At 38.9% G+C, this 17,173-nt stretch carries 18 protein-coding genes and 1 riboswitch; of the genes, 17 read left to right on the top strand and 1 reads right to left on the bottom strand.

Going from position 1 to position 17,173, the window contains the following annotated elements:
* The first annotated feature begins 65 nt into the window (after positions 1-65).
* The 7 genes from ACRPLQ_RS22535 to ACRPLQ_RS22505 all read left to right on the top strand — a co-directional run bounded on the left by ACRPLQ_RS22535 (position 66) and on the right by ACRPLQ_RS22505 (position 7,639).
* Positions 66-650 carry a TetR/AcrR family transcriptional regulator gene (locus ACRPLQ_RS22535; RefSeq protein WP_013059408.1) on the top strand — a complete coding sequence of 195 codons (585 nt, stop codon included), beginning with the start codon at positions 66-68 and terminating at the stop codon, positions 648-650.
* A 79-nt stretch (positions 651-729) separates the two neighbouring features.
* On the top strand, positions 730-1,503 hold the full coding sequence (locus ACRPLQ_RS22530; RefSeq protein WP_028411759.1) for an enoyl-CoA hydratase: 774 nt from the start codon (positions 730-732) through the stop codon (positions 1,501-1,503).
* A gap of 18 nt (positions 1,504-1,521) precedes the next feature.
* The gene (locus ACRPLQ_RS22525; RefSeq protein WP_016765685.1) at positions 1,522-2,295 is read left to right on the top strand and encodes an electron transfer flavoprotein subunit beta/FixA family protein; all 774 of its coding nucleotides are present in this window, start codon (positions 1,522-1,524) and stop codon (positions 2,293-2,295) included.
* Positions 2,296-2,328: 33 nt separating this feature from the next.
* Positions 2,329-3,309, top strand: coding sequence for an electron transfer flavoprotein subunit alpha/FixB family protein (locus ACRPLQ_RS22520; RefSeq protein WP_033579632.1), 981 nt, complete (start codon positions 2,329-2,331; stop codon positions 3,307-3,309).
* A gap of 408 nt (positions 3,310-3,717) precedes the next feature.
* Entirely contained in the window at positions 3,718-4,032 is a 315-nt protein-coding gene (gene trxA / locus ACRPLQ_RS22515) for a thioredoxin (RefSeq protein WP_013059404.1), read from the top strand.
* 223 nt (positions 4,033-4,255) lie between these two features.
* Positions 4,256-6,022 carry an excinuclease ABC subunit UvrC gene (gene uvrC, locus ACRPLQ_RS22510; RefSeq protein WP_014458075.1) on the top strand — a complete coding sequence of 589 codons (1,767 nt, stop codon included), beginning with the start codon at positions 4,256-4,258 and terminating at the stop codon, positions 6,020-6,022.
* 65 nt (positions 6,023-6,087) lie between these two features.
* A riboswitch (Lysine riboswitch) is annotated at positions 6,088-6,265 on the top strand.
* Positions 6,266-6,406: 141 nt separating this feature from the next.
* Positions 6,407-7,639: an aspartate kinase gene (locus ACRPLQ_RS22505; RefSeq protein ID WP_033579633.1), complete on the top strand. Its 1,233-nt coding sequence runs from the start codon at positions 6,407-6,409 to the stop codon at positions 7,637-7,639.
* A gap of 51 nt (positions 7,640-7,690) precedes the next feature.
* Here ACRPLQ_RS22505 and ACRPLQ_RS22500 read toward each other — a convergent pair whose 3' ends face one another.
* Positions 7,691-8,218, bottom strand: a complete 528-nt coding sequence (locus ACRPLQ_RS22500) for a YslB family protein (RefSeq protein WP_028411755.1) — start codon at positions 8,216-8,218, stop codon at positions 7,691-7,693.
* Positions 8,219-8,707: 489 nt separating this feature from the next.
* Here ACRPLQ_RS22500 and ACRPLQ_RS22495 point away from each other — a divergent pair, with 489 nt between their 5' ends.
* The 10 genes from ACRPLQ_RS22495 to ACRPLQ_RS22450 all read left to right on the top strand — a co-directional run bounded on the left by ACRPLQ_RS22495 (position 8,708) and on the right by ACRPLQ_RS22450 (position 17,167).
* On the top strand, positions 8,708-9,316 hold the full coding sequence (locus tag ACRPLQ_RS22495; protein WP_028411754.1) for a succinate dehydrogenase cytochrome b558 subunit: 609 nt from the start codon (positions 8,708-8,710) through the stop codon (positions 9,314-9,316).
* 29 nt (positions 9,317-9,345) lie between these two features.
* Positions 9,346-11,133, top strand: a complete 1,788-nt coding sequence (gene sdhA / locus ACRPLQ_RS22490) for a succinate dehydrogenase flavoprotein subunit (protein WP_013059399.1) — start codon at positions 9,346-9,348, stop codon at positions 11,131-11,133.
* A gap of 3 nt (positions 11,134-11,136) precedes the next feature.
* Positions 11,137-11,910, top strand: coding sequence for a succinate dehydrogenase iron-sulfur subunit (gene sdhB / locus ACRPLQ_RS22485; protein ID WP_013059398.1), 774 nt, complete (start codon positions 11,137-11,139; stop codon positions 11,908-11,910).
* A 63-nt stretch (positions 11,911-11,973) separates the two neighbouring features.
* Entirely contained in the window at positions 11,974-12,423 is a 450-nt protein-coding gene (locus ACRPLQ_RS22480) for an acyl-CoA thioesterase (RefSeq protein WP_165635121.1), read from the top strand.
* A 174-nt stretch (positions 12,424-12,597) separates the two neighbouring features.
* A complete protein-coding gene (gene gerE, locus ACRPLQ_RS22475) occupies positions 12,598-12,822 on the top strand; it encodes a spore germination transcription factor GerE (protein WP_013059396.1) in 225 nt (74 codons plus the stop codon).
* A gap of 203 nt (positions 12,823-13,025) precedes the next feature.
* The gene (locus ACRPLQ_RS22470; RefSeq protein ID WP_028411752.1) at positions 13,026-13,352 is read left to right on the top strand and encodes a hypothetical protein; all 327 of its coding nucleotides are present in this window, start codon (positions 13,026-13,028) and stop codon (positions 13,350-13,352) included.
* 148 nt (positions 13,353-13,500) lie between these two features.
* Positions 13,501-14,001, top strand: a complete 501-nt coding sequence (locus ACRPLQ_RS22465; RefSeq protein ID WP_013085158.1) for a cation:proton antiporter regulatory subunit — start codon at positions 13,501-13,503, stop codon at positions 13,999-14,001.
* Positions 14,002-15,216 carry a cation:proton antiporter gene (locus tag ACRPLQ_RS22460; protein WP_028411751.1) on the top strand — a complete coding sequence of 405 codons (1,215 nt, stop codon included), beginning with the start codon at positions 14,002-14,004 and terminating at the stop codon, positions 15,214-15,216.
* Between the two features lie 187 nt (positions 15,217-15,403).
* On the top strand, positions 15,404-16,147 hold the full coding sequence (locus ACRPLQ_RS22455) for an ABC transporter ATP-binding protein (RefSeq protein WP_412762036.1): 744 nt from the start codon (positions 15,404-15,406) through the stop codon (positions 16,145-16,147).
* A gap of 33 nt (positions 16,148-16,180) precedes the next feature.
* Entirely contained in the window at positions 16,181-17,167 is a 987-nt protein-coding gene (locus ACRPLQ_RS22450; RefSeq protein ID WP_028411749.1) for an aliphatic sulfonate ABC transporter substrate-binding protein, read from the top strand.
* Positions 17,168-17,173: the final 6 nt, after the last annotated feature.

Here is a 17,173-nt window from a genome sequence, read left to right as displayed (position 1 = left end):
TTGCGGTTTCTTTATTATAAAGATATGAATGAATAATCATTCATATTTTAAAGGAGCGTATAAGATTGAGAAGAAATAAGCCAAAGTATAAGCAGATTATCGATGCAGCTGTAGTAGTAATAGCAGAAAACGGATACCACAATGCTCAGGTTTCTAAAATTGCTAAGCAGGCTGGAGTTGCAGACGGTACGATATATTTATATTTTAAAAACAAAGAAGATGTCTTGATTTCCTTATTTCAAGAGAAGATGGGACAGTTTGTAGAAAAAATTTATGAAGAACTGGCGGGAATTGAAACTGCGGCAGAAAAACTTCACGTATTAATTGACAAGCATTTTTCGTTTCTAGCGGAGGATCATCATTTAGCTACAGTGACACAGCTTGAACTGCGTCAATCGAACAAAGATTTAAGATTGAAAATTAACGATGTATTAAAAGATTATCTGACTCTCATTGATTCTATTTTACAGACAGGAATCGAAACGGGTGAGTTTTCTGAAAATATAGATATTCGTCTTGCGCGACAGATGATTTTTGGAACGATTGATGAAACTGTCACAACATGGGTAATGAACGATCATCGATATGGTCTAATAGAATCGGTAGATAAAGTCCATTCCCTGCTGTTAAACGGCTGCAGCGGCTCATAATCGTAAGTGAGCCTGCTGCTCCCTTGCGAGGGGAGAAGCGCAAGGTAATGAAAATAGAAAGAAAGGGTGGGGGAAACAAATGGAGATTATCCAGGTTGAAACTGTTGATGCAATAAGCTTCATTACGTTGAATAGACAACCTGCTAACGCTTTGTCTCAAGATTTATTAAAAGATCTTTCAAGTGTTTTAAAACATTTAGAAGATAGCAAAGAGACAAGGGTTATCGTCATTAAAGGCGAAGGGAAATTCTTTTGTGCTGGAGCTGATATAAAAGAGTTTACATCACTGCAGCAGGAAAAAGATTACGAGAAACTTGCTGTTAACGGCCAAGAGCTCTTTGAGTATATTGAAAATTACCCAAAACCAGTTATTGCAGCTATTCATGGAGCTGCTTTAGGCGGAGGATTAGAGCTTGCTATGAGCTGCCATATCCGTTTGGTAACAGAAAATGCTAAGCTGGGCTTGCCTGAACTTCAGTTAGGAATTATACCAGGGTTTGGAGGAACTCAGCGATTGCCTCGTTATGTAGGGGTTCATAAGGCTTGTGAGATGATGCTGACAAGTGATCCAATATCGGGCAGCGAGGCAGTGGAGTTAGGATTGGCAAACGCAGCTTTTGAAGAAAGTCAGCTTATCAATGAAACATTTTTACTTGCTAGAAAAATTGCCAAAAAAAGCCCAATCTCTGTTAAAGCTACCTTGCAGCTGCTTCAACATGTAAAAACAGATGCTTATTACAGCGGCATCAAAAAAGAAGCACAGTTTTTTGGAAGCGTATTCAAAAGCCGTGATGCTCAAGAAGGCGTAGCCGCTTTTATTGAAAAGCGCCAGCCTAAATTTTTAGGAAAATAAGCTTAGGAGGGGAATTGAATGAATATTTATGTGTTAGTAAAAAGAACGTTCGATACAGAGGAGAAACTTTCACTAAAAAATGGTCAAATTGTTGAAGATGGAGCTGAATTTATTATTAATCCTTACGATGAGTATGCAGTTGAAGAGGCTATTCAGCTAAAGGAAAAGCATGGCGGAGAGATTACGGTCGTGAGTGTAGGAGGGGAAGAATCAGAAAAAGAACTCCGAACAGCTTTGGCTATGGGAGCAGATAAAGCGGTTTTAATCAATACGGAAGATGACATAGAAGATGGCGATCAGTACACGACTTCTAGGCTGCTGGCACAGTACTTAAAAGAGCAATCTCCTGATTTAATCTTAGCAGGAAACGTAGCGATTGACGGAGGTTCAGGCCAGGTGGGACCGCGCGTAGCAGAACAGTTAGAAATCCCTTATATTACAACGATTACAAAGCTGGATATTGAAGGTGAAAAAGTGACGGTTGTACGCGATGTGGAAGGAGATTCGGAAGTTATTGAAACGTCGCTTCCTCTTTTAGTAACAGCTCAGCAGGGACTTAATGAGCCTCGCTATCCATCTCTTCCAGGGATTATGAAAGCGAAGAAGAAACCGTTGGTTGAAGTGGAATTAGACGATTTAGATTTAGATGAAGATGATGTAGAAGCAAAAACAAAGACAATTGAAATTTATTTACCTCCGAAAAAAGACGCGGGGCGCGTATTACAAGGAGATATAAAAGATCAAGTAACAGAGCTGGTCAATTTACTGCATAAGGAAGCAAAAGTCATTTAATAAGTCAAAAGTCAAAACAATGGGGGTATTGTAATGGGACGCAAAGTGTTAGTTCTTGGAGAAGCACGTGATGGGGGATTACGAAACGTATCGTTTGAAGCGATTTCCGCAGCGTCTACTGTAGCTGACGGGGGAGAAATTATTGCAGCGTTAGTAGGAAAGGACGTAAAATCTTTAAGTGAAGAACTTATTGCATACGGAGCAGATAAAGTTGTTGTGACGGAGCATGAAGATTTAGCTGCTTACACATCGGATGGTTACGCTCAGGCATTATTAGCCATCATTGAAAGTGAACAGCCTGAAGCTATCGTATTTGGGCATACGGCTCTTGGCAAAGATCTAGCGCCAAAACTGGCAGCTCGCTTAGATAAAGGACTTATCTCGGATGTGACGGATGTAGAAGTGGGAGGGGATCAAGTAGTCTTCACTCGCCCAATTTATTCTGGTAAAGCATTTGAGAAGAAAATCATGACCGATGCTTTTACGTTTGTCACGATTCGTCCAAATAATATTTCACCGCTTGCAAAAGATGAGGGGCGTACAGGTGATGTAGAGGATTTAAATGTTGAAATCAAAAACCTGCGTACTGTTGTAAAAGAAGTCGTACGCAAAGCAACGCAAGGGGTTGATTTGTCCGAAGCAAAAGTCGTGATTGCAGGTGGTCGAGGTGTAAAAAGTACGGAAGGTTTTGGACCTCTCCAAGAACTAGCGGACGTGTTAAATGGAGCTGTTGGAGCGTCTCGCGGAGCGTGCGATGCAGATTACTGCGACTATTCTCTTCAAATCGGTCAGACGGGCAAAGTAGTCACACCAGATTTATACATTGCCTGCGGAATTTCAGGTGCTATTCAGCATTTGGCAGGTATGTCAAATTCAAAAATTATTGTTGCAATCAATAAAGATCCTGAAGCGAATATTTTTAAAGTAGCTGACTACGGAATCGTTGGAGATTTATTTGAAGTAGTGCCTCTGCTAACGGAAGAATTTAAAAAGCTGAAAGTACAGTCTGCGTAAGATTCTCGGACAAAAGTATTTGAGACGAAGTGAAGAACGAACCGTTGATCAAGATTTTTGATTAGTGGTTCGTTTTTTTGTTAGGGTAAACGCAGGGTAGGTCTTTCTAGCAGGTGATTGGAGGGCAAGGCGAAGACTCCTGCTAGAAAAGCGAAGTCTTGCATGGAAATCAACTGCGGTGTCGCAAGCGGTTCAACCCATGTATACTATTTGTTCGTCTTTGGATTCATTTAGTCAGGTCTCAGCCTCATGGGAAACGAAATTTTCTACGCATATTTTTAGGCAAATTGTACAAACTAGAGCGGAGAATAAACAGTATAAATGTAAGCAAAAAGTTAGCAAACCTTATTTGAAGGTGATATACTGTGAGTAGAATTTGGATATTGCATATATTTAGGAGGAATTAAAATGGCTATTGCACATGCTACAGATAAAAACTTTACAGATGAAATTAAATCAGGCCTAGTGCTTGTTGACTTTTGGGCACCATGGTGTGGCCCTTGTAAAATGATTGCTCCAGTTCTTGAAGAAATTGATGGCGAACTTAACGATAAAGTTAAAATCGTAAAAGTAGACGTTGATGAAAATCAAGAAACAGCTGGAAAATTTGGTGTTATGAGTATCCCAACTTTAGTATTATTCAAAGATGGAGAGAAAGTTGATCAAGTAGTTGGTTTCCAACCAAAAGAAGCATTAACAGAATTAATTAATAAACACGCGTAAGTCAAAACCTAGCTCAGGCTAGGTTTTTTTCTTTTTCTCCACTTTTTCTCTTTTGGGAATACTTTTATTTAGCGAATATGCGTTCGTTTGTTTTATACTAGATGTAAGGAACACCGCCATAAATCCAGCTTATGTACATGTATTAAGACAGGAAAGAATGTAGGTTACGCTTCATAAGCGATTGTATAGATGGACAGAGTAAGAGAAGAGGAAGGAGAAAAGTATGAACGATTATTTAAAAGAAAAGCTGGCTATTTTACCGGATCAGCCCGGCTGTTACTTGATGAAAGATAAATATGGAACGGTCATTTACGTAGGAAAAGCAAAAGTATTAAAAAATCGAGTACGTTCCTACTTTACCGGATCTCATGACGGAAAGACGCTTCGACTTGTAAACGACATTGTCGACTTTGAATATATCGTCACATCTTCTAATTTAGAAGCGCTTATTTTAGAAATGAATTTAATTAAAAAGCATGACCCAAAATACAATATTATGCTTAAAGATGATAAGGGCTATCCGTTTATTAAGATTACAGCTGAAAAACAGCCCCGACTTGTTATTACAAGAAAAATAAAAAAAGATAAAGGGAAATACTTCGGTCCTTATCCTAATGTTCAAGCAGCAAATGAAACAAAGCGGCTTCTTGATCGCATTTATCCGTTAAGAAAGTGCTCCACTATGCCAGATAGGCCTTGTTTGTATTACCATATCGGGCAATGTCTAGCTCCTTGCGTAAAAGAGGTAAAAGAAGAGCAAAACAAACAAATTATTGAAAATATCACGCGGTTTTTAAATGGTGGATATGAGCATGTCAAAACAGAGTTAACTGAAAAAATGTTAAAAGCTTCAGAAGAACTTGACTTTGAACGGGCTAAAGAATACCGAGATCAAATTGCTCATATCGAAGCGACAATGGAAAAGCAAAAAGTAACGTTTAATGATTTTGTTAATCGAGATGTGTTTGGCTATTCTTACGATAAAGGCTGGATGTGTGTTCAAGTTTTCTTTATTCGCCAAGGGAAATTAATTGAGCGAGAAGTTTCTATGTTTCCTTTTTATAAAGAGCCAGAAGAAGATTTCTTAACTTTTATCGGTCAGTTTTATGCCAAAAATATTAAGCCAAAAGAAGTGATGGTTCCAGCAACGATTGATGCAGAGTTAGCTGAGAAGTTAGTAGAAGTAGAGGTTCAGCATCCAAAGCGAGGCAAAAAGAAAGAATTAGTAGAACTTGCGTGTAAAAATGCAAAAATTGCGCTCGGTGAAAAATTCTATTTAATTGAACGAGATGAAGAGCGTACAGTTGGCGCAGTTGAACGGTTAGGAGAAGAGCTTGGAATTGCCGCTCCTTATCGGATTGAAGCATTTGATAACTCAAATATTCAAGGAACAGACCCAGTTTCTGCGATGATTGTTTTTGTTGATGGGAAACCGGAAAAGAAAGAATATCGCAAATATAAAATTAAGACCGTAAAGGGACCAGATGATTACAGTTCCATGAGGGAAGTCGTTCGCAGACGGTATTCCAGAGCGTTAAAAGAAGGCCTTCCGCTTCCGGATTTAATTGTTGTAGATGGAGGCAAAGGGCATTTAGCTGCAGTCCAGGACGTTCTCGAAAATGAATTGGGACTTTTAGTGCCTACAGCAGGTCTTGTTAAAGATGATAAACACAGAACCTCCAACCTGATGATTGGTGAGCCTCCTCAAATCATACCGCTTGAACGCAATAGTCAAGAATTTTATTTGCTTCAGCGAATTCAAGATGAAGTTCACCGCTTTGCAATCACCTTCCACCGTCAAGTGCGCTCTAAGTCCGCTTTTCAGTCAGTTCTAGACGACATTCCGGGAGTGGGAGAAAAGCGTAAGAAAGCTTTGTTAAAGCATTTTGGTTCGGTGAAAAAATTGAAAGAAGCAACGGTTGAAGATATACGAAATTCAGGTGTTCCTCAAAACATTGCTGAAAAAATTTATGAAACATTACAAAAATAGTCTTGAAATAATAGAAAATATTTGATAAGCTATTAACTAATTTCATACGACACTTCATCAAATGAAGTGAAGATAGAGGTGCAAATTTAATCAGTACGCATCAGGAAGGGTATGAGCCCTTATGAACGATGCGGAAAGGGAAATTTGCCGAAGTGAACATTACCTCATAGTAATGATTGCTGGTTCTGCGTTGAATAAACGTAGGATTGTCAAGATGTAGATTCTTGGAGAGCTATCTCACGGCAGTGGACGGTTATGTTTTATAATTTTCGTTCGTTAAGCAATGAGAGCTCATCTCATTGCTTTTTTTATTGTCTGAGTAAAAAAATTTAGCTTCTCATCATCCTGCATATGCAAATTTATTGAAAAGGAATGAACAAAATTATGGCATTAATCGTTCAAAAATTTGGTGGAACATCTGTTGGTTCTGTTGAACGTATTCAACATGTAGCAAACCGTGTTATTCAAGAAGCAGAGCGCGGTAACCAAGTAGTAGTTGTTGTATCGGCAATGGGCAAAACCACAGATGCACTGGTGAAATTAGCAAGTGATATTACGGACAGTCCAAGTAAACGCGAAATGGATATGCTTCTTACAACTGGAGAACAAGTAACGATTTCCCTGTTAACAATGGCTCTTCAATGCAAAGGTCATGAAGCCACTTCGCTAACAGGTTGGCAAGCTGGTATCCAGACGGAAGCAGTTCACAGCAATGCACGAATCCAGCACATTGACACGACTCGTATTCAAAGCCAATTAGATAGAGGTCGAATCGTAGTAGTAGCTGGATTCCAAGGCTGTTCAGAAGATGGAAGCATTACAACATTAGGTCGAGGCGGCTCTGACACGACGGCAGTAGCTCTTGCCGCGGCACTAAAAGCTGCAAAATGTGATATTTATACAGACGTAACAGGAGTGTTTACGACGGATCCGCGCTACGTAGAAGAGGCTCGTAAACTTCATTCTATTTCATATGACGAAATGTTAGAATTAGCCAATTTAGGAGCAGGGGTGCTGCATCCGCGCGCTGTTGAGTTTGCAAAAAATTATCAGGTACCGCTAGAAGTGCGTTCAAGCTTAGAAAACGAGAATGGAACGATTGTTGAGGAGGAAGTTTCAATGGAACAAAACTTAGTCGTAAGAGGAATTGCGTTTGAAGATAATATTTCACGGGTGACAATTGAAGGGTTAAACAACGAGTTACAAACTCTTTCTACTATTTTTACAGCATTAGCAAAAGAACAGTTAAATGTGGATATTATTATTCAAAACGTAACGGCTAATAATCGCCTCTCTATCTCATTTTCTATTAAAACTGTAGATGTAGAAGCTGCTCTTGCCGTCTTAAAAGAGTATAAATCTACCTTGGGGTATACGCGTATTGAACATGAAAGCAGTCTGGCTAAAGTATCGATTGTGGGATCTGGCATGATATCTAATCCAGGTGTTGCAGCCGAAATGTTTGAAGTGCTGGCAGGAGAGAAAATTGAAGTGAAGATGGTCAGCACGTCTGAAATTAAAGTATCTACAGTTGTACCGCATGCTGATATGGTAAAAGCTGTTGAGACGCTTCACGTAGCATTTGAATTAGAAGAGCAGCAGGCAGTGCAAGTATAAAGAAAAGAAAAAAGACGTGGTATCTCCACGTCTTTTATATATACGTATTTCTTACTTTTTATAACGCTCCGCACGGGTTTCGGTAGGTAAGATATCTTTTCGGTCCCACTGCACGGAAATCAGCACTTTTCCGTTCTTTTCTTTAGGTGTTAAGTAGGCTTCTGTTAGGCAGTTGTTTTGACGCTGAATCTGTTCAGCCACAAACCCTGACTCAAGATGAAATGAACAAGTTTCCTGCTGAAATCTTTTGCTGACCACATCACCTGATAACTCAAGCTCTAGTGAATATTTATCTTTTTTGGCAAGCGTCAGTGTTCCCCAGGAAGCTGCTTTAAAAAATGCGACGATTTCATCCATTGTATTTAATGGATATTTACGCGCAAGGTGTTTTCCTGCCCAGTATGAGATGGTATTCGTTTCGTCTCCAAGAAGCTCTGGAATTAACACGTCACGCAAAAGGCTGTATCCGAAATATGGAACGTGATCAAGAGCTCTCTCTGTTTCAGCTGCGGCATTAGGTTCTAATGTTTCCATCGTCTCTTCAAGTTCTTGCTGTGATTCTGTTTGTAAATTGCTCATGCTTTCCCCTCTTTCTTTACTACTATTATATACAAATCTAAAAAACCTCTCACGCATTTTTTTGATAAAATGTAAGAGGATCTTTATTATGGTAAAAAGAGTTAGATGTAAAGATAAAAAATCCATAAAATTACTTTTAAAAGGGTACTTTTACCTGTGTAAATGTTTTGTGAACTTGTTTACAATAAAAGTATAAAGTAAACGCTTACTTAACTGTGGCAAGCGATATTATAATAGAAAGAAAAAATCTTTAACATCAATGCAGTAAGCGTTAACAAATATAAAATTTTATAAATTTATATTTTATAGAAGATTTAAACATCTTGCCTTGACGCTCTTAATCGATGGGAGTAAAATTAACCTGTCACATACTTTATTAGGAAATGCAAAGGTTTTCATTTCCTGTATTCACGATTAATCTATTTGTCTAGTGGGAGTAAGAAAGTTCTTCACAAACTATGTTCATTTAACTAAGGGGGGTCTACGCAGATGGCGGCAAACAGAGAGTTTCAATATCGGAGAATCCATTCACTACTTGGAGTAATACCAATCGGGATTTTCTTAACACAGCATTTAGTTGTGAATCATTTCGCGACAAAGGGAGAAGAATCATTTAATCAAGCAGCTCACTTCATGGAGAGCTTACCTTTCCGCTATGCTCTAGAAATTTTCATTATTTTCTTACCAATCGTTTTTCACGCAATATACGGTCTTTACATCGCATTCACTGCTAAAACAAACGTTAACAACTATGGATTTTTCCGTAACTGGATGTTTATCCTTCAGCGTGTTTCAGGTGTAATCACACTTATCTTCATCACATGGCACGTATGGGAAACCAGAATACAAGCTGCGCTTGGAAAAGAAGTAGATTTTCAAATGATGGAACGAATTTTAAGCAACCCAGCAATGTTTGCATTCTACATAGTTGGTGTTGTATCTACGATCTTCCACTTTGCAAACGGTCTATGGTCATTTGGAGTTAGCTGGGGGTTAACTGTAACACCACGTTCTCAAAGAATTTCAACTTATGTGACATTAGCAATCTTCTTAGCACTTACATTCGTAGGTGTTCGTACATTATTCGCATTTGCATAAAATTAAGGTTTTGAAGGAGTGGGGTTCCGATGAGTAACGGAAAAATCATCGTAGTCGGTGGCGGTTTAGCTGGCTTGATGGCAACAATAAAAATTGCTGAGTCTGGCAAGCAAGTAGATTTATTTTCACTAGTTCCGGTAAAAAGATCTCACTCAGTTTGCGCGCAAGGTGGAATCAACGGAGCCGTAAATACGAAAGGTGAAGGAGATTCACCATGGGAACACTTTGATGACACAGTGTATGGCGGAGACTTTTTAGCCAACCAGCCACCTGTAAAAGCAATGTGTGAAGCAGCTCCTGGTATTATTCACTTACTTGACCGTATGGGTGTTATGTTTAACCGTACTCCTGAGGGTTTGTTAGACTTCAGACGATTTGGCGGAACGCAGCATCACCGTACGGCTTTTGCTGGAGCAACAACGGGTCAACAGTTATTGTACGCATTAGATGAGCAGGTTCGTCGCTATGAAGTTGCCGGACTTGTGACAAAGTACGAAGGATGGGAATTCTTAGGTGCTGTTCTTGATGATGAGCGCAGCTGTCGCGGAATTTCTGCACAGAATTTAAAATCAATGGAAATTAAAACGTTCCCAGCTGATGCGGTTATTATGGCTACAGGTGGACCTGGTATTGTCTTTGGAAAATCGACGAACTCAGTTATTAATACAGGTTCAGCGGCATCTATCGTGTATCAGCAAGGTGCATACTATTCAAACGGAGAGTTTATTCAAATTCATCCAACTGCTATCCCGGGAGATGATAAGCTTCGTCTTATGAGTGAATCTGCTCGTGGAGAAGGCGGACGCGTTTGGACATATAAAGACGGTAAACCTTGGTATTTCTTAGAGGAAAAATATCCGGCATACGGTAACTTAGTACCTCGTGATATTGCAACTCGTGAAATTTTTGACGTCTGCGTAGCGCAGAAGTTAGGAATTAACGGAGAGAACATGGTTTATCTGGACCTTTCACATAAAGATCCAAAAGAGCTAGACATTAAACTTGGAGGTATCATCGAAATCTATGAAAAATTCATGGGCGATGATCCGCGCAAAGTACCAATGAAGATTTTCCCAGCCGTACACTATTCAATGGGCGGTTTATGGGTGGATTACGATCAAATGACAAATATCCCTGGCTTGTTCGCAGCTGGTGAGTGTGATTATTCGCAGCACGGAGCGAACCGTTTAGGAGCAAACTCATTATTGTCAGCTATTTATGGCGGTATGGTTGCTGGTCCTAAAGCCGTTGAATACATCAATGGTTTAGAAAAGAGCGCAGATGCTATTTCTTCAAGCGTATATGATCGTCATGTGAAAGAAGAAGAAGAGAAATGGAACAATATCATGAATCTTCAAGGTACAGAAAATGCATACGTTCTTCATAAAGAGCTAGGGGAATGGATGACTGACAACGTGACAGTCGTACGATACAATGACAAACTGTTAAAAACAGATGAAAAGATTCAAGAATTAATTGAACGCTATGATCGTATTAACATTAATGACACGGCTAAATGGAGTAATCAAGCGGCAACATTTACTCGTCAGCTTCAAAACATGCTCCAACTTTCACGTGTTGTAACGCTTGGAGCTTACAACCGTAACGAAAGTCGCGGTGCTCATTATAAGCCGGATTTCCCAGATCGTAACGATGAAGAATTCTTAAAAACAACAATGGCATCTTTCGTTGATAAGAAAACGGCTCCTTCTTTCCATTATGAAGAGGTAGACGTATCGTTAATCAAACCGCGTAAGCGCGACTACACAAAGAAAAAAGATGAAAAACCAAAAAAACAACAAGAGGGGGTTCGTTAATCAATGAGTGAACAACAAACAGTCCAAAAGACAGTGCGCTTCATTATTACACGTCAAGATTCAGCTGAATCTGCTCCTTACAATCAGGAGTTTGAAATTCCGTATCGTCCGAATATGAACGTTATTTCAGCACTGATGGAAATCAGACGTAACCCTGTTGATGCTTCAGGTAAAGAGGTTGCTCCGATAAACTGGGAAATGAACTGTTTAGAGGAAGTATGCGGAGCCTGTTCAATGGTTATCAACGGTAAACCTCGTCAGTCATGTACAGCTCTTGTTGATAAACTAGAACAGCCGATTCGCTTGCAGCCAATGAAAACATTCCCTGTTGTTCGTGACTTGCAGGTAGACCGCAGCCGTATGTTTGATTCACTGAAAAAAGTAAAAGCCTGGGTTCCGATCGATGGCACATACGATTTAGGACCAGGACCGCGTATGCCTGAAAAGAAACGTCAGTGGGCGTATGAGTTATCCAAGTGTATGACATGCGGCGTTTGCTTAGAAGCTTGTCCAAACGTAAACGACAAGTCAAACTTCATCGGTCCAGCACCGCTTTCTCAAGTTCGCTTGTTTAATGCCCATCCAACCGGTGCGTTAAATAAAGGAGAACGTTTAGAGACGATTATGGGTGATGGAGGGCTAGCGAACTGCGGGAACTCTCAAAACTGCGTTCAATCATGTCCAAAAGGAATTCCATTGACTACTTCAATCGCAGCTTTGAACCGCGACACAACAATTCAAGCATTCAGAAGTTTCTTTGGTAGCGATCAAGTATAACCACTCAAAACCTCTCCACGTGGAGAGGTTTTATTTTGTCTATGACGAACGGAGGAAACACAGATGAATAATATTTCGTATATTGAAGACATGGATCACTGGAAAGAGTCATTTTCGTTTAAGCAGAAAATCAAGGTAAGATTTTCGGAAACAGATATGTTTGGGCACTTAAATAATACGGTTCCTTTTGTTTATTTTGAACAAATACGTACGGAATTCTTTCACCATATTGGCTTTATGCAAAAGTGGACGAGTGAGTATGAGGGAACGATACCGGTGGTGGCTGATTTGCAGTGCGACTATGTCAAACAAGTGTATTTTGGTAACGTGCTAGCTGTTTTTGTAAAGGCCCATAAAATCGGACGTTCTTCGGTTGATTTACACTATATGATTCAAAATGAGCAAGGAGAGGTTGTACTCACGGGGAGAGGAACAATGGTGCAAATTTCTAAAGAAACAGGAAAAAGCGTGCCTTGGAATGAAGAGATGAAAAGGTATTTATCGACTATATAAAAATGGCTTGAAGGCTCTTTCTTCAGGCTTTTTTTCTTTTTCAAAGGTAAAAAAGAGTTTTTTGCATATTTTTTCTAAAACTAGTAACCGCGTAGGCATACCGCACATAAGATATGTTGACTAAATTTACACCCATCCGATAGTTCAACTCAGGATCAGGCAAGGAGGGTTACATTGAAAGAAAAAGAGTTTCAACCTAAACCGCTACTTACAAAGCGTGAACGAGAAGTATTCGAGCTTTTAGTACAGGACAAAACAACAAAAGAAATCGCGAGTGAACTATTCATTAGCGAAAAAACAGTTCGAAATCATATTTCTAATGCGATGCAAAAGCTTGGAGTCAAGGGGCGTTCTCAAGCAGTCGTAGAACTCCTTCGAATGGGAGAACTTGAACTATAACATGAGCTGGCTTTCTTTTTAGAAAGCCAGCTTTTTGTATATTTTTTTAAGTATCGCATATGTATCTAAAAAGAATATCATTAAGAAAATATTATAAAAAAGGTAAATCTTTATAAAAGAAACTTATTGCTTGAAATTGAATTTCAGAGTACGTATACTTTTAAGTAAGGAGATACTACTTCAAAAGAAAGAGAGGTGAGATGATGAAAAATGTATGGTTAGGGGTATTATTATGCATGATATTCTGCTTGCCTTTTGCGAGTTTGCCAGATAAATTTATTGATAATGACTTTGAAAAAGTAAAGGTCACAAAAAGTTCGGTACAGCATTACACGGATATCGTGCACATGTCTCCAGGAGCTAAGCACAGCGTCAAACAAATAGGATCTCTAATACAAAGTGTGATAGTAACTTTTGCTTTAGTATGGGTGAGTACCAAGCTCATCATTCCGACGCATCAAATTGCGTATTTTTTCCTCAAGAAAACACTTTTTTATCCAAAAATCTTTCAATCAAGTTACCTCAATTAAATAAAAAAGGTTGAAATTTCAGCAGCCTTTTCTTCAAACCTAAAATTACCTACTATTCTTAGGCTTATTTGTCATGGGGATTTTCTATACAAATAATGCAATGAAAATTTAATATTCTTCTTAAAAACTTTATAGGAGTGATCATTCAATGATGATTAAAGAAACGGAATTACCAGGAATCGGCCGTAAATTTGAAATTGAGACAAGCGGAGGAAACCGTGTGGTCGTTATTATTCATGATGATGGACGACGTGAAATCTACCACTTCGATCAAAAAGATTTAGAAGAAAGCATTTTTGACATTACGTTAACAGATACGGAATCAAGACAGCTAGCTGCAATTTTAGGCGGCATGATTTACAAGCCAAAAGCAATGGAAACCATTGAAGTGGCATTCAATGACTTAGTGATTGAATGGTACAAAGTTGAAAAACAGGCGAAAGCTCACAGTAAAACAATTGGCGAAATTGACGTTCGCAGCAACTATGATGTCACAATCATCGCTGTCATTAAAAACACGCAAAAAAAATTATCCACCCCAGGACCAGATACGTTAATTGAAGAAGGAGATACGCTTGTCATCTCTGGTGAAAGAGGAAATTTAAAAACGCTCATTAAAGAATTGCTTTCACAAGGAGGTAGTTCATAATTGGATCATTTAGTATTTGAAGTTGGGACAGCTTTGTTACTAGTCGCTTTAGCGGCTATACTAGCACATAAATTTAAATTTACGATTATTCCATTCCTCATTCTGCTGGGCATGGCGGTTGGTCCCCATGCTCCTGAGTTTGGCTCATTCAGTTTAAAGTTTATTGAAAGCCAAGAGATTATTGAATTTATGGGGAGAATTGGAGTTCTCTTTTTACTCTTTTATTTAGGGTTAGAATTTTCAGTTGGAAAGTTAATTAAATCAGGTAAGTCCATCGCGGTGGGAGGATCTATTTATATTTTAATTAACTTTACCTTAGGATTATTGTATGGATACCTGACAGGAAATCCTCTTCTTGAAGTGCTGATTATCGCTGGAATTATTACGATTTCGTCCAGCGCAATTGTCGCAAAAGTATTGGTTGATTTAAAACGAACGGCAAATCCAGAAACGGAATTGATATTAGGGATCATCATGTTTGAAGATATTTTCTTAGCGGTTTATCTTTCTGTCGTTTCAGGGTTGGTGCTTGGAGACCACGGATCGCTTGCTGGATCTTTAACATCTATTTTAATTGCGTTTGGCTATATGATGCTGTTCTTTATCATTGCTCGAAAAGCTACGCCTCTACTAAATAAACTTTTAAATATTTCATCGAATGAAATCTTTATAATCGTCGTTTTTGCGGTATTGTTTTTTGTGGCAGGCTTCTCAGAAACAATTCACGTGGCAGAAGCAATTGGAGCATTATTGCTTGGGCTTGTATTTTCTGAAACAGAACATCGCGACCGGATTGAACATCTTGTCGTACCGTTTCGTGATTTCTTTGGAGCCATCTTTTTCTTCAGCTTCGGATTAAGTATTGATCCTCTCACGCTCTGGGATGCAGGCTGGCTTGCCCTTGGAGCAGTTGCGCTTACGATTATTGGTAACTTTACAGCCGGTATGATTTCAGGAAGAAAAAGCGGGCTGTCACACAAGGCTTCGACCAATATTGGATTAACAATCATGTCACGAGGTGAGTTTTCAATCATTATGGCTAACATCGGAATTGAAGGAGGATTATCGGCCATCCTTCAGCCATTCGCTGCGCTTTATGTATTGATTTTAGCTATTATTGGTCCTTTGTTAACGAAGGAGTCTAAGCATATATACGGATTTTTAAACTCAATATTTAAATGGAAAAAACCAAATCCTCAAGAATCTAATGGATAAAATATATAAAACACAGTTGACAAATCGGATTAATATGATAAAATTCAAAATAATCCAATAACAAATCAGTTAACTATAGCAACGGGCTGATCGGTCAACCGAAAGCTCCTACCTTTTTTAGGTAGGAGCTTTTATGTTTTTAGGTGAAATAGCTTTTGATTTAAAAATTCAAGGAGGAGGAATTGCTGTGAGTGTCGTGATTCAATCGGTTAACCGCTCATTTCAAAAAGGAGAACAAGTAACTCAAGCATTGCGAAATGTAAATCTTACGATTAATAAAGGTGAATTTATTACCATTATTGGTCCGAGCGGATGCGGAAAAAGTACGCTGCTTAAAATGATCGCTGGACTTGATATAGATTATGAAGGGCGCATTGAAATAAACGGGAAGCACATAGCCGGACCTAGCATTAAACAAGGAATGATCTTTCAAGAACACCGCTTGTTCCCGTGGCTTAATGTGGAGCAAAATATAGCGGCTGACTTATCGCTGAAAGATTCGAAAGTTCGGCGCCGCGTAGATGAGCTAATTGATATTGTCAGGCTGAAAGGATTTGAAAAAGCTTATCCTCGAGAACTATCTGGGGGGATGTCTCAACGAGTTGCGATTGCGCGTGCTCTTTTAAGAAATCCCGAGGTTTTATTGTTAGATGAACCGTTTGGTGCGTTGGATGCTTTTACTCGCACTCATCTGCAAGATGTGCTGTTAGACATATGGAAAAAAGAAAAAACAACCATGATTTTTGTTACCCACGATTTAGATGAATCCATTTACTTAGGAACTAAAATTGTGATTATGAGTGCCAGACCAGGAGAAATTAGTCGGGTTGTTCCAGTAGAAATTAGTCATCCGCGAAAAAAGACAGAACTACCTTTTCAGCAGCTAAGGCAGCAAGTGCTGAAAGAATTTGAAGAAGCAGGAGAACATTAAAGATTCAATCAGACAGAGAAGGAGACAGAACAGATGAAAAAGCTACTTTTAACTGCAGCTATTGTACTTGTTCTCGCATTGGCTGGGTGCGGGACGAAAGAAAAAGCGAGCGGCGAAGATTCGAAAAACGTTACGATCAATATTGGCATTCAACAAAGCCTAGGACCTTTAATGCTGGCACAAAACCAAAAATGGTTTGAAAAAGAATTTAAAAAAATAGGTGTAAACGTTAAATGGACAGAGTTTCAAAGCGGTCCTCCGCAATTTGAAGGGTTAGCATCTGGACACTTGGATTTCGGCCAAGTTGGAAACTCACCGGTTATTTCTGGTCAAGGGGCAGATATTCCATTTTTAGAAATTGCTAATTCGAGCGACGGATTAAAAGGAAATGCTATTTTAGTAGGAAAAAACAGCAAGATTAAAAGCGTAAAAGATTTAAAAGGTAAAAAGATTGCGGTTGCGAAAGGCAGCAGCGGTTTTAACTTATTGTACAGAGCTCTTGATCAAAATGGGTTGAAGCCAAGTGACGTAAAGATTATTCAGCTTCAGCCAGACGAAGCTCAGCCAGCATTTGAAAATGGGTCAGTGGATGCATGGTCAATTTGGGAACCGTTTATCTCCCTGCAAAACTTAAAAAATGAAGCTCGTATTTTAGCAGACGGCGATTCGTTAAAGGTTGCTTCACCAGGCTTTACTATTGTAAGAGAAGGCTTTGCAAAAGATCATCCAGAGTTAGTCGTTAAGTTTTTACAAGTTTATCAAAAAGCACTTGAATGGCAAAACGAACATTTTGAAGAATCTGTGGATATTCTAGCAAAACAAAAAAATCTAGATAAAGATGTAGTAAGACAAGTGTTAAAAAATAATCCTGCCTATAATCGCCCAACCTCTAAAGAAATTATTGCAGAACAACAGCGAACAGCTGATTTTCAACAATCTTTAGGCGTTATTAAAAAGAAAATTGATACAGGAGATGTCGTTGATAATTCATTTATTGAAAAAGCATTAAAAGAAAAATGAGGTGAT

The organism is Priestia sp. TRN 1309, assembly GCF_050846875.1.
In the GTDB taxonomy this organism is placed as follows: Bacteria; Bacillota; Bacilli; order Bacillales; family Bacillaceae_H; genus Priestia; species Priestia zanthoxyli.
This window is presented reverse-complemented; position numbering and strand designations above follow the sequence as displayed.

What these genes read in the sequence shown, in the direction of transcription:
- sdhB (WP_013059398.1), top strand. Translation starts at nt 11,137, where the DNA reads ATGAGTGAACAACAAACAGTCCAAAAGACAGTGCGCTTCATTATTACA.
- ACRPLQ_RS22505 (WP_033579633.1), top strand. Translation starts at nt 6,407, where the DNA reads ATGGCATTAATCGTTCAAAAATTTGGTGGAACATCTGTTGGTTCTGTT.
- ACRPLQ_RS22530 (WP_028411759.1), top strand. Translation starts at nt 730, where the DNA reads ATGGAGATTATCCAGGTTGAAACTGTTGATGCAATAAGCTTCATTACG.
- ACRPLQ_RS22495 (WP_028411754.1), top strand. Translation starts at nt 8,708, where the DNA reads ATGGCGGCAAACAGAGAGTTTCAATATCGGAGAATCCATTCACTACTT.
- ACRPLQ_RS22500 (WP_028411755.1), bottom strand. Translation starts at nt 8,218, where the DNA reads ATGAGCAATTTACAAACAGAATCACAGCAAGAACTTGAAGAGACGATG.
- sdhA (WP_013059399.1), top strand. Translation starts at nt 9,346, where the DNA reads ATGAGTAACGGAAAAATCATCGTAGTCGGTGGCGGTTTAGCTGGCTTG.
- trxA (WP_013059404.1), top strand. Translation starts at nt 3,718, where the DNA reads ATGGCTATTGCACATGCTACAGATAAAAACTTTACAGATGAAATTAAA.
- uvrC (WP_014458075.1), top strand. Translation starts at nt 4,256, where the DNA reads ATGAACGATTATTTAAAAGAAAAGCTGGCTATTTTACCGGATCAGCCC.
- ACRPLQ_RS22450 (WP_028411749.1), top strand. Translation starts at nt 16,181, where the DNA reads ATGAAAAAGCTACTTTTAACTGCAGCTATTGTACTTGTTCTCGCATTG.
- ACRPLQ_RS22470 (WP_028411752.1), top strand. Translation starts at nt 13,026, where the DNA reads ATGAAAAATGTATGGTTAGGGGTATTATTATGCATGATATTCTGCTTG.
- ACRPLQ_RS22525 (WP_016765685.1), top strand. Translation starts at nt 1,522, where the DNA reads ATGAATATTTATGTGTTAGTAAAAAGAACGTTCGATACAGAGGAGAAA.
- ACRPLQ_RS22480 (WP_165635121.1), top strand. Translation starts at nt 11,974, where the DNA reads ATGAATAATATTTCGTATATTGAAGACATGGATCACTGGAAAGAGTCA.
- ACRPLQ_RS22520 (WP_033579632.1), top strand. Translation starts at nt 2,329, where the DNA reads ATGGGACGCAAAGTGTTAGTTCTTGGAGAAGCACGTGATGGGGGATTA.
- ACRPLQ_RS22465 (WP_013085158.1), top strand. Translation starts at nt 13,501, where the DNA reads ATGATGATTAAAGAAACGGAATTACCAGGAATCGGCCGTAAATTTGAA.